Origin of the sequence: Rhodococcus sp. UYP9 (assembly GCF_040547235.1) — a bacterium.
GTDB lineage: Bacteria > Actinomycetota > Actinomycetes > Mycobacteriales > Mycobacteriaceae > Rhodococcoides.
The window spans coordinates 246,850-258,937 of sequence record NZ_JBEPPH010000006.1 but is presented as its reverse complement, the minus strand read 5'-3'; the positions used below and the strand labels follow the sequence as shown (position 1 = coordinate 258,937).

At 62.0% G+C, this 12,088-nt stretch carries 8 protein-coding genes; 4 read left to right on the top strand and 4 right to left on the bottom strand.

Going from position 1 to position 12,088, the window contains the following annotated elements:
* The first annotated feature begins 155 nt into the window (after positions 1–155).
* Positions 156–1,943: an AMP-dependent synthetase/ligase gene (locus tag ABIB36_RS18065; protein WP_179142213.1), complete on the top strand. Its 1,788-nt coding sequence runs from the start codon at positions 156–158 to the stop codon at positions 1,941–1,943.
* Positions 1,944–2,013: 70 nt separating this feature from the next.
* On the opposite strand, the gene ABIB36_RS18060 is transcribed toward ABIB36_RS18065, so the two are convergent.
* Positions 2,014–2,643: an alpha/beta hydrolase gene (locus tag ABIB36_RS18060; protein ID WP_084345982.1), complete on the bottom strand. Its 630-nt coding sequence runs from the start codon at positions 2,641–2,643 to the stop codon at positions 2,014–2,016.
* Between the two features lie 56 nt (positions 2,644–2,699).
* Between ABIB36_RS18060 and ABIB36_RS18055 the strand changes: the two genes are divergently transcribed.
* Positions 2,700–6,128: a TM0106 family RecB-like putative nuclease gene (locus tag ABIB36_RS18055; RefSeq protein ID WP_354561552.1), complete on the top strand. Its 3,429-nt coding sequence runs from the start codon at positions 2,700–2,702 to the stop codon at positions 6,126–6,128.
* Between the two features lie 28 nt (positions 6,129–6,156).
* On the opposite strand, the gene ABIB36_RS18050 is transcribed toward ABIB36_RS18055, so the two are convergent.
* Positions 6,157–7,443, bottom strand: coding sequence for a type III PLP-dependent enzyme domain-containing protein (locus tag ABIB36_RS18050; RefSeq protein ID WP_354561594.1), 1,287 nt, complete (start codon positions 7,441–7,443; stop codon positions 6,157–6,159).
* A gap of 132 nt (positions 7,444–7,575) precedes the next feature.
* A complete protein-coding gene (locus ABIB36_RS18045) occupies positions 7,576–8,217 on the bottom strand; it encodes a TetR/AcrR family transcriptional regulator (RefSeq protein WP_084345983.1) in 642 nt (213 codons plus the stop codon).
* Positions 8,218–8,294: 77 nt separating this feature from the next.
* Here ABIB36_RS18045 and ABIB36_RS18040 point away from each other — a divergent pair, with 77 nt between their 5' ends.
* Together ABIB36_RS18040 and ABIB36_RS18035 are read left to right on the top strand one after the other, a co-directional pair.
* Positions 8,295–9,611: a D-arabinono-1,4-lactone oxidase gene (locus ABIB36_RS18040; protein ID WP_354561549.1), complete on the top strand. Its 1,317-nt coding sequence runs from the start codon at positions 8,295–8,297 to the stop codon at positions 9,609–9,611.
* Between the two features lie 50 nt (positions 9,612–9,661).
* Entirely contained in the window at positions 9,662–11,161 is a 1,500-nt protein-coding gene (locus tag ABIB36_RS18035) for a molybdopterin-dependent oxidoreductase (RefSeq protein ID WP_354561547.1), read from the top strand.
* Here the strand turns inward: ABIB36_RS18035 and ABIB36_RS18030 are convergent.
* Complete coding sequence (locus ABIB36_RS18030) at positions 11,154–12,086, bottom strand: adenosine deaminase (RefSeq protein ID WP_084345985.1); 933 nt, start codon at positions 12,084–12,086, stop codon at positions 11,154–11,156. The genes ABIB36_RS18035 and ABIB36_RS18030 overlap by 8 nt on opposite strands.
* Positions 12,087–12,088 lie beyond the last annotated feature (2 nt).

Sequence of the window (12,088 nt, the reverse complement as noted above, 5' to 3'; positions counted from 1 at the left end):
CGTGCGACAACGGTTAAGGTCCACCCAGAGTTACACCAAAACTCGGTAGATCTAGCCGAAAGTTCGCAATCCGGACACCCCATCGGTAGTGCACGCCGGCCAAGAGTGTGATGAAATGCACATCTATTACGTCATTTTCCCGGAGGGGTCCCACAGTGCGAGAATATTCTGTACCTGCGTCATTCACCATTCCCGAAGACGCATCCATGGCAGATTCGGTGTTCCGGTACGAAAAGGAGTCCCCGAACCTCGTACCGTTCGTGCGGATGCAGAACGGTTCGTGGACCGACGTCACCGCAGCTCAGTTCGCCAAGGAAGTATCTGCAGTTGCAAAGGGACTCATTGCCTCCGGAGTCGAACTGGGCGATCGCGTCGCAATCCTGTCCGCAACTCGTTACGAGTGGGTTCTCCTCGACTACGCGATCTGGACCGCCGGCGGATGCACGGTCGCGATCTACGAGACATCCTCGGCTGATCAGGCTCAGTGGATCCTCGAAGATTCCGCTACCAAGATCCTGTTCATCGAATCCGTGGCACATGCCGAGGCGTTGAAAGAGGTCACCGAAGGCGCCGCCGACCTGCGTGAGGTACTGCAGATCGACGCAGGCGCAGTCGAAGAACTGAGCAAGCGCGGCGCAGCGATCACCGATGAAGAACTGCACACCCGTCGCAAGCAGGTCGGCGCGTCCTCGCCTGCAACGCTGATCTACACCTCCGGCACCACCGGCCGCCCCAAGGGCGTGCAGCTGACGCACTCCAACTTCTACGCCGAGGTCCAGGCAGTTCAGTTGGCGCTGCACGATTCGATGAAGGAGGGCAACCGTACGCTCATGTTCCTGCCGATGGCACACGTGTTCGCGCGGGCAATCTCCTTCGGCGCGTTCGAATCCAAAGTCACCGTGGGGCACACGGCCGACGTCACGACCCTCGTCGACCAGTTCGCCGTCTTCAAGCCGGACTTCATCCTGTCGGTACCGCGCGTGTTCGAGAAGGTCTACAACTCTGCCAAGCAGAAGGCGCACGATGGCGGCAAGGGCGGAATCTTCGACAAGGCCGCCGCAACCGCAATCGAGTGGAGCGAGGCCAAGGAAAAGGGCGGAGCCGGCCTCGTTCTCAATCTCAAGCACGCACTGTTCGACAAGCTCGTCTACTCCAAGCTGCGTGCCGCTCTCGGCGGCAATTGTGTGCGGGCCGTCTCGGGCGGCGGCCCCCTCGGAGCACGCCTCGGGCACTTCTTCCGCGGAATCGGCGTCCCGGTGTACGAGGGCTACGGCCTCACCGAAACCAGCGCAGCAGTCACCGTCAACACCACGGCAGAGCAGCGCGTGGGCACGGTCGGCAAACCGCTCAACGGTCACGCTGTTAAGGTCGCCGAGGACGGCGAACTACTCCTCAAGGGGCCAGTGGTCTTCAGCGGCTACTGGCACAACGACAAAGCCACCGCCGAGTCCATTGTCGACGGATGGTTCCACACCGGGGACCTCGCCTCCATCGATCAGGACGGTTACGTCTCCATCACCGGCCGCAAGAAGGAAATCATCGTCACCGCCGGTGGCAAGAACGTTGCACCCGCTGTACTCGAGGACGCACTGCGCGCGCACGCGCTCATCAGCCAGACCCTCGTCGTCGGCGACGCCAAGCCCTTCATCGGCGCGCTGATCACCCTCGATCCCGAGGCACTGCCCGGCTGGAAGCAACGCCACGGGCTGTCCGAAACCGTTGCCTTCGCGGAACTGTCGATCCACGTCGATCTCGTTGCCGAGATCGACAAGGCCGTCGCCGAAGCGAACAAGAAGGTCTCCAAGCCCGAGCAGATCAAGAAGTACAAGATCCTCGAGCAGGACTTCACGGTGGAGACCGGAGAGTTGACCCCGACGCTCAAGCTCAAGCGGAACATCATCCACCAGGAGCGCAGCTCGGTCATCGAGTCGATCTACAGCTGACCTACCCGTGTGACGTGCATGTCTGCTGTTCGGGCATGCACGTCACACCTTTATGCCTACACACCTATGTCTATACAGCTGTATCTATACAGCCGAGCATGAACTCGGCCGCGTCGAGCGAGACGGTCCGGTGGATCTTCTCGTGCAACAGATCATGACCGGCATTGTCGTATTCCTTCAACTGAGCACCCGGCACCGACGGAATCCACGTGCGAACAGCATCTATCGACGCCATCCGGTCGTCCATGCCGTGCAGCGCCAGGATAGGCACGGTCGAGCTGCACAGATCAGCGCCGGCTGCACCGACGACCGACTTCGGGGTCGCACACAACACCGCCGAGGTGAATCGGCTCGAATCCTTGTCGAGAGCAGCAATCGCGGTTGCCGCGCCCAACGAATGCCCCATCAGGGCCACCGGGATGCCGTCACGCTCGGACTGCGCTATCGCTGCGAGCTGAAGGGCGTTGTCAGCAAGACCTTCGATCTGCGAGGCATCGGACAGCTCGCCCTCGGTGAGACCGTGGCCGACGTGGTCGATGGCCCATACATCGATGTCGCACCCGTTCATCACCCGCGCGAACCGATGGTAATGGCCGCTGTTCTGTCCCAATCCGTGGAGGAACACCACGATGAGACGGGGGTGTGCCGTCGTCCATGATCGGTAATGAACGGCACCGGTGACTCCCTCGAAAAACGGCATTGGACCATCTTGCCTGTTTAGGTTCCGTGTCGGTGCATTCCCCTACAGTTATGCGCGTGTTCCTCTTGGACGATCAGGTAATTTACAGCGCCAGCGATCTCGCGGCGGCCTCGTCCTGCGAGTTCGGTCTGCTCCGACGACTCGACAGCTTGAACGGGCTCGTGCGGCGTGTTGCCGCCGAACCCGATCCGATGCTGGAGCGAACATCAGCACTCGGCCTCGCACACGAACGCACGCAGCTGGCACGGTTCGAAGAGCAGTTTCCGGGCGGAGTGCTGACGATGGAGAGACCGGGCCGCACCCGTCAAGAACTCGCCGACGCTGACTGGTCGACGTTCACAGCGTTGACCTCCCGCACCCCGGTGCTCTATCAGGCGACCTTCTTCGACGGCCGATTCCTCGGATTCTGCGACTTCCTGGTAGCCGACGGGGACCGCTACAGCGTCTACGACACCAAATTGTCTCGTCATGCAAAGGTTCCTGCGCTACTTCAGTTGGCGGCGTACGCCGACTCACTGCAGCGCGGTGGAATCACGCCATCCGATCACGTGCATCTGATGCTCGGCGACGGCAGCACTTCCAGCCACACCCTCACCGAAATACTTGCCGTCTATCGGCAGTCCCGCGAGAACCTTCAACGCATACTCGACGAACATCAGGCGGAGGGGACCGCTGTCGGGTGGGCAGATACGAGATATTCCGCGTGCGGCCGGTGCGATACCTGCGCGGTGCAGGTCGAGGAACACCGAGACCTGATCCTTGTTGCGGGTATGCGCAGTTCGGCGCGCGAGCGACTGATCGACGCAGGCATCTCGACTATCGAAGAGCTCGCCGCCTCGGCCGGTCCGGTGGACGGCATGTCGGACAGAACATCGACGAGTCTGCGGGCACAGGCCGCACTGCAGGTGCGTCAGGAGCGCACCGGCGCCGCCGAATTCGACATCTTCGACGCTCAGGGTCTCGGCTCGATCCCAGAACCGGACCCTGGTGACATCTTCTTCGACTTCGAAGGCGACCCGCTCTGGGCCGATCCGGCACATCCGAACGACTGGGGTCTGGAGTACCTCTTCGGTGTTCTGAACACGGACTTGTCGTTCGAGCCGTTCTGGGCACACGATCGCAACCAGGAACGTCAGGCGCTGATCGATTTCCTCGCCTACGTCACGGCCCGGCGCGCTGAATACCCGAACATGCACGTCTACCACTACGCCCCGTACGAGAAAACAGCGTTACTTCGGCTGGCAGGCCGGTACGGCGTCGGCGAGGACACCGTGGACGATTTGTTGCGGCACGAGGTCCTGGTGGATCTGTATCCGATCGTGCGCGCGTCGGTCCGCATCGGTGCCAGGTCGTACAGCATCAAGAAGCTCGAACCGCTCTACATGCCCGCGGACAGATCGGGAGACGTCACGAATGCCGCGGCCTCGATCGTCGAGTACGCACACTGGTGCGAGTTCCGCGATGCAGGCAAGGATGTCGCGGCGGCGGAACTGCTGAACGAGATCGCCGAGTACAACCGGACGGACTGCGTCTCCACGATCGAGCTCCGCGATTGGCTTCTCGCCAGGGCTTCAGACGCCGGGGTCACGCCCCGCAAGCCGAGCGAACCGGTCGTGGAAAGGGAAGACACTGCAACCCCACTGGAAATCTCACTCGGCGAGTACGCCGGCCTGCCCTGGAATCGAACACCGGCTCAGCAGGCGGTTGCCATGTACGCGGGCGCCGTCGGCTTTCACCGACGCGAACGTAAGCCTTTCTGGTGGGCGCACTTCGACAGACTGACCGACCCTGTCGACGAGTGGGCCGACGCCGCCGACGTCATGAAGATCGATCACGTGGAAGTTCTCCACGATTGGATGAAAACCGCGCCACGCCAACGAGTTCTACGTAGGAAACTGAGAGTTGTCGGTGAACTGTCCAATGGTGTCATCGGTGGAGTCGGTCATACGGTCAGACTGTTGTACGACAATCCGTCACCCGAGGGGTTGGACAAGCTGCACCAGACCCATCGTGGTTCGTCCATGGCGAAGATCGTCGACGTCGGGTTCGCCGGCACCCGAGATGCCGTCATCGTCGAGGAATCTCTGAGAGCGGGCACCGAGCCGTATTTCGATGCTCCGATCGCGACAGCTCCGGATCGACCCGTACCCACCGCAAGCCTCGAGTCCGCAATCGAGACCGCCGCCACCGAGGTCGATGACACGCTGCCCGATCTGCCACTGACCGCCGTGGCCGACCTGATGGCGCTGTCGCCACCTCGAACCACATCGGGCAATCGGCTTCCACCCGTAAACGGAAACGACTATGCCTCGGCCATCACTGCAGCGCTTCTCGACCTCGACCACTCGTACCTTGCGGTTCAAGGCCCGCCCGGAACAGGAAAGACCTACACCGCATCCAAGGTGATAGCCCACCTTGTGCACGAGCATCATTGGCGCATCGGAGTTGTCGGACAATCACACATGGTGGTCGACAATCTTCTCGCCACCGTCGTCAAGGCAGGAGTCGACGCCCGATCGGTCGGTAAGAAAGCACCGACCGAACAGACCGTATTGAAAGAAACCGAGTACCCAGGCTTCGTTGCCGACGCAGATCGCGGCTGCGTCGTCGGCGGGACGGCATGGGACTTCTCGCATTCCACCCGGGTAGTTCCTGGGTCGCTCGATCTTCTCGTGATCGACGAAGCCGGCCAATTCTCACTGGCCAACACCATCGCCGTCGCCGGTGCAGCTCGAAATCTGTTGCTGCTGGGCGATCCACAACAACTACCCCAGGTAAGCCAGGGAACCCACCCCGAACCCGTCGACCGATCGGCGCTCGGTTGGCTCGCTGCCGGACACGGCGCCCTTCCTGCCGATCGCGGTTACTTCCTGGCTACCACGTGGCGTATGCATCCGGCACTGTGCGCGCCAGTATCGGCGCTGGCGTACGAGGGGCGCCTCGAGTCGAACTGCGAGGTGACCGAGGCACGAAACCTCGACGGACTCGCCCCCGGCCTGCACACCGTCCTTGTCGATCATCACGGGAACTCGACGGGCTCGCCGGAAGAAGCCGCGGAGATCGCCACTCGCATTCAGGGACTGATCGGCAACGAGTGGACGGACCCTGCGTCGTTCGAGGGGACCCGAGCACTCGCCGCATCGGACTTTCTCGTCGTCGCCGCATACAACGCACAGGTCGCTGTCATCCTCGCCCACCTCGCAGAGGTCGGCCTCGACGAGGTTCCGGTGGGAACCGTCGACAAGATTCAAGGCCGTCAGGCTCCGGTGGTCCTCGTCTCGATGGCCGCCTCGTCCGTCGACGACGTCCCCCGAGGAATGGGATTTCTGCTCTCACGCAACAGACTGAACGTAGCAATCTCGCGTGGCCAGTGGGCCGCATTTCTCATCCGGTCCCGCAGCCTCACTCAGCACCTCCCCACAACCCCCGACGGGCTCGTCACATTGGGAACCTTCATGGCACTGAGTAATCGCGGGCAGGGGTAACAGCGGGCAGGGGTAACAGCGGGCATGACTAGCCGAAGTTCTTCGACTCTCCTCGGTAGGTCGGGACCGCCGACCGTCCACCGTCCGCGTCGATGACGTACAGCGTGTCGAAGCGCTCGCACACTTCACCTGCCTTGGCGTGACGGAACCAGATTCGGTCACCGATCGCAACCGATTCGGCATTACGCAGCGGCGTCTGAACCTCGCCTGCGCCTTCGTTTCGGATCAGCTTCAACCCGCCACGCGTCACCCCGCGCACCACATTCGAGAACCCGACAGGCAACGGCACTCGCGTCGCCGACACCGGACCCGAAGCGATGTACCCGCCGCCGAATGCCGTCGCGATCGACGCGGTGGGCTTGCGGAGAACCGGCAACGCGAAATACAGGGCCGGATTCGGCGGAAAAGCCTTGTAGCGGTCGAACAGCGCGGGCAGAAAAAGTCCCGAACCGGCAGTGACCTCGGTGACGACGGGATCCGCCGAGGTCACCTCGAGTGAACCGGTACCACCACCATTGACGATTTCCAAGGGTCCGACCACGTCGGTCACTGCGCTGACCACTGCCTGGCGCCGCACCAGAAGCTCCGATGCCGACAGACGCTTCATCAGCTCGACAGCGCGATTCGAGTCCGGCAACCCCGCGATCTGGGCTTCGTAGAACATCACTCCGACGACGTGGAAGCCTCGCGCATGCGCGATGCGTGCGAGTTCGGCGACCTGCGCCGGCTCACGTAGCGGAGAGCGCCTCACCCCGATATGAGCGGGTCCGATCCGCAGCGAAGCATCGACATCGATACAGATGCGCGGGGCGAGTCGATCGGAACCTGCTGCGGCCCGAATGATATCGAGATGTGCAACGTCGTCGACCATGAGAGTGATGCGTGAAGACAGCACCGGATCACGGGTGATCGCGGCAAGGGATGTGGTGTCGACGCTCGGGTACCCCATGAGGATGTCGACGGCGCCATCGACTCCGTGCTGATCACCGGCACCTGCGAGCCACAGGGCTTCCGCCGTCGAGTACGCCATGATTCCCTGGAACCCTTGCCCGGCAGCCGTATTCGATCCAGCCGTGGTTTCGGTGACCCGATCCCTTCCGAGGACACGGCCGAGTATCGCTCGCGATCGCACCGACTTGCTGGCGACCCGAACCGGTAGCGCATTGCTGCGAGTAATCAACTGGGACGCGTTGAAGTCCAACGCAACCGAGTCCACGGCAGCGAAAGGTGGTTCCAGATCCTTGGTGGCCGAAGCGATACGTTCGAGGGCCGCGTCTTGCGTGGCAGTGTCGTGAGTGGCTGCGTCATGCTTGATCCGACCGAGAAGTGACGTCACTGAGCTGTCTTCCTTTTCGTCTAATCGCTAGTGTCCGATCAATACTGTCCGATCGATACTGCGGGGGGCGGTCAGTCAAGCATCGGGAGCACGGTTTTGTCCCAGCGACCGTCACAGATCGACGGCCTTGGCCGCTATCAGAGCAGACAGTTCGTCGAGCTGCGCGATCACTGCCATCTCGTCTCGATCCACCAGCCAACGCAGGACCATACCGTCGATGACGGCCATGCCGAACCGTGCCACCGCGTCAGGTGGCTCCAGCCATCGGATACCGGCATGAGCGGCGCAGCGCTCGAAGAACTCCAGGGCTTCGGTGTCGCGGATGGCGTACTGACCGGTGGCGATCTGGGCTGCCTGTTCCGAACCGAGTGCGCGGTGGCGCAAGAGGTACGTCTTGATCTCGTAGGACAGCAGTTGGCGGTCTGCGGACTGCTCGATGACCGGCCAGATACCGCTCAGGCCGCTGTGCAGAAGTTCTCGAAGTCCGCGGACGCCGGTAAGTTCGCGTGCATCCACCGCTCGTTCGAATGCGCCGTGCAACGCGCCGATCACCTCGGCGATCAGCCGCTCACCCATGGCAATAACGAGAGCTTCCTTCGATTCGAACCAGTAGTAGACAGCAGCCTGGGTGACGCCCGCTTCTTCGGCGACGCCGCGAACGGTCAACGCCTCGAGGCCGACGTGCTCGGCTCGCTGCACCGCATAAGCCACCAACTGCGCGCGGCGCGCATCTGCCGACAACTGGGTCTGCATGCCCACGATAGTAGGCCCAGGCAGAGCAATACGCCGGAAAAATTGACCGTGTCGGGCGTGCGATCCATAGTTATGCCATGACGGGGCATACGTGGAAAAATTGGGCCGGAAATCAGATCGCACGTCCGGCGGAGTACCTCGCGCCTCGAACGATCGACGAGCTGAGGTCGGTGGTCCTACGGGCAGCCGAGAGTGGCCTTCGCGTCAAATGCGTCGGCGCCGGCCATTCGTTCACCTCGATTGCCGTGACCGACGGAGTGCAAGTCAGCCTCGACATGCTTTACGGAATCGAATCGGTTGTCCCCGGGGCCGACGGCTCCACTTTGGTGACCGTGCTCGCCGGGACTCGATTGCGGGAGCTGACGGCTCGTCTGTGGGACCTCGGGCTGGCGATGACCAATCTCGGCGACATCGACTCTCAATCCGTGGCGGGGGCAATCTCGACGGGTACCCACGGGACCGGTGCACGGTTCGGTGGCCTCGCCACACAGGTTCGGGCCCTCGAGATACTCACCGCCGACGGACAGCTGATCAACTGTTCGGCGATGTTCGATACCGACCTCTTCGACGCTGCCCGTGTCGGGCTCGGTGCGCTCGGCATCATCACCAAGGTGACTTTGGCCTGCGAGCCTGCCTTTGCGCTGCACGCCGTCGAGGCACCGGCGACGCTCGACGGAACGCTTGCGCACCTGGACGAGTCCGTCTCCGGCGTCGACCACTTCGAGTTCTACTGGTTTCCGCACACCGATCGGGTGCTGACCAAGCGAAACACGCGGCTACCGGCGGACACGCCACTGTCCCCGCTCGGGTCGGTTCGGGCCTACATCGACGACGAGTTGTTGTCCAACACGGTCTTCGAGGTCGTCAATCGAGCAGTGACGAGGTTTCCCCGTGCAACTCCGCGCATCAACATGTTCTCTGCACGGGCATTGTCTGCTCGCGAGTTCACCGACCGTAGCTATCGGGTATTCGCGTCCTCCCGCACCGTCAGGTTCCGCGAAATGGAGTACGCGGTACCGGCAGAATCGACCACGTATGTGTTGCGCGAAATCGATCGATGGCTGGAGTCTTCTGCCGTCACGGTCGCGTTTCCCGTAGAAGTGCGGTTCGCTGCGGGGGACGACATCTGGCTCTCGACCGCCTACGGCCGAGATACCGCTTACATCGCCGTCCATCAATATCACCGCGTGGACCATCGCGAGTATTTCGACGCGGTCGAAGCGATTGCGCGCAGTGTCGGTGGCAGGCCGCACTGGGGAAAGCTGAACTCGCTTCGGGCCGAGGAGTTCGCCGGAACGTACGAGCACTTCGACGACTTCTGCGACATCCGTGACAAGTTCGATCCGGACAGGTTGTTCGACAACGAGTACCTTCAGCAGCGGTTACGCAAGTAGACGCGAGCCGAAGACCCGGGTCCGGCGAGAGCACCGCTTATCGTGGAGTGATGTTGAAGCGTGCACTATCCGGTCTCCTTGCGGCAGGAGTGATTCTCGGCGTCGGCGAACTCGTCTCGGTTCCCTTCGGCCCGAACTCCTCTCCGTTCTATGCCGTGGGCTCGGCGGTGGTCGACAACACCCCCGAAGCAGTCCGCGAATGGGCGATCGACACCTTCGGCACCTCCGACAAAACGGCCCTCTTCGTCGGGATGTCACTGATCATCGCCGCGCTCGCAGCCCTCGCGGGCATAATGCGCGCTCCACACGGCGCCGTGCTGTTCGTCGGACTCGGCGCCGTCGGGGTGATTGCAGCGCTGACTCGCACCGGAAACAACCTGCTCGACGCCATCCCGACCGTCACGGGCGTCGCCGTCGGGATCGTGGTGTTGAACGCGCTGATCCGCGCCGCCGAATCACCCGAGCCGACACAAGGTATGAGCAGACGGAGTTTCCTCGGCCTTGCCGTTGCTGCGGGAGCGCTCGCGGTAGTTGCCGGAACCGCCGGCCGGATGATCGGACAAGCCCGCAACGTCACGGCCAACCGCCTCGCATTTCTGCTTCCGACACCGAAACCACAAGTTCCGATCCCGCCCGGCGCCGATCTGAACACCACGATGAACATCGACGGCCTTCCGTCATACATCACCCCGAACGAGGACTTCTACCGAATAGACACCGCACTGGTGCTACCGCAAGTGCCATCGGACACCTGGAAACTCCGCATCCACGGCATGGTGGAGCGGGAACTCGAGATCACCTTCGAGGATCTGATGCAACGCGAAGCCGTCGAAAAGACCGTGACCCTGACCTGCGTCTCCAACATCGTCGGCGGCGACCTGGTCGGCAATGCCACCTGGATCGGTTACCCGCTGAAAGATCTTCTAGAAGAAGCCGGTATCCAAGACGGCGCCGACATGGTACTCTCCTCGAGTTACGACGCGTTCACCGCAGGAACCCCACTGGAGGTGCTGCTCGACGGCCGCGATGCACTGCTCGCAGTCGGTATGAACGGCCAACCACTGCCCGTCCGCCATGGCTATCCAGCCAGACTGGTGGTGCCCGGACTCTACGGCTACGTCTCCGCCACCAAATGGGTCACCGACCTCGAAGTGACCCGATTCGACAAGGTCACCGCATACTGGACCGACCGGGGATGGGGCGAACTCGGACCGATCAAGACCGCCTCACGCATCGACACGCCCCGCTCCGGCAGAACCGTCCAGGCAGGAAAGACCATGATCGCCGGCGTCGCCTGGCACCAGCACCTCGGAATTTCGGGGGTCGACGTCCAGATCGACGAAGGCAACTGGATGCCCGCGACGCTGTCCGAGGAATACTCGAAAGATACCTGGCGGCAATGGGTCCTCGAATGGGACGCGCCACCGGGCAATCACACCATTCGTGCACGAGCCAGCGACGCGAACGGCGACATCCAGACATCCATGACCGCCGACACCGTACCCGACGGCGCAACCGGATACCCGCAAATTTCGGTATCCGTCAGCTGAACGACGCGCGAATCGAGTTGTCGTACAAAATCTCTCGCTCACGTTCGGTCAGACCGAGCTGATCGGTCAGGGCAGCGAAGTTGTCGTCGACGTAGCCGCCGAAGTAAGCCGGATCATCCGAATTCACCGTCACCACGAGCCCCCGCTCGATCATCTGACGAATCGGATGATCGGCAAGCGTATCGACGACCTTGAGCCGAACATTCGAAAACGGACAGACGGTCAATGGAATTTCCTCTTCGACAAGACGATTCACCAACGCCTCGTCTTCCAGACAGCGAACCCCATGATCGATACGTTCGGCGCCCAGTAAGTCCAGCGCCTGCCAGATGTATTCGGCCGGGCCTTCCTCCCCCGCATGAGCAACGACATGCAAGCCTTCCGCCCGCGCGCGCGCGAACACATCCACGAACAACGAAGGCGGGAAACCCACCTCCGCCGAATCGAGACCGAGGCCGATGATCGGCGCCTTCATCGCCAACAAATCCTCGAGCAACTTGTTGGCATGCAGGACCGGCTTGTCCCGCAGAATCGAAGCGATCAAACCGCTCGTGACACCGAACTCCCGCTCGCTCGACGCCGCAGCATCGGCCAACCCCTCCACCACCGCCTCCAACGCAACACCCCTGCTGGTGTGGGCCTGAGGATCGAAAAAAACCTCCGCATGCGTGATACCGGCAACCTTGGCACGCGCGAAATACGCCCGCCCCAGATCGGCGAAATCCTCAGCAGTACGCAGCACCGAAGTATTCGCATAATAAAGATCGAGAAACGACTGCAGATCCGTGAACTCGTACAACCCACGCAACTCGTCGATATCCGCATACGGCAACCGAATACCGTTACGCTCCGCGAACTGGAAAATCTGATCGGGCTCCAACGAACCCTCGATGTGCATGTGCAATTCAGCGAGAGGCAAACTCATCC

Excerpts from the sequence above, each read along its gene's own strand:
- ABIB36_RS18030 (WP_084345985.1), bottom strand. The coding sequence starts at position 12,086 with ATGAGTTTGCCTCTCGCTGAATTGCACATGCACATCGAGGGTTCGTTG.
- ABIB36_RS18040 (WP_354561549.1), top strand. The coding sequence starts at position 8,295 with ATGACGGGGCATACGTGGAAAAATTGGGCCGGAAATCAGATCGCACGT.
- ABIB36_RS18035 (WP_354561547.1), top strand. The coding sequence starts at position 9,662 with ATGTTGAAGCGTGCACTATCCGGTCTCCTTGCGGCAGGAGTGATTCTC.
- ABIB36_RS18060 (WP_084345982.1), bottom strand. The coding sequence starts at position 2,643 with ATGCCGTTTTTCGAGGGAGTCACCGGTGCCGTTCATTACCGATCATGG.
- ABIB36_RS18045 (WP_084345983.1), bottom strand. The coding sequence starts at position 8,217 with ATGCAGACCCAGTTGTCGGCAGATGCGCGCCGCGCGCAGTTGGTGGCT.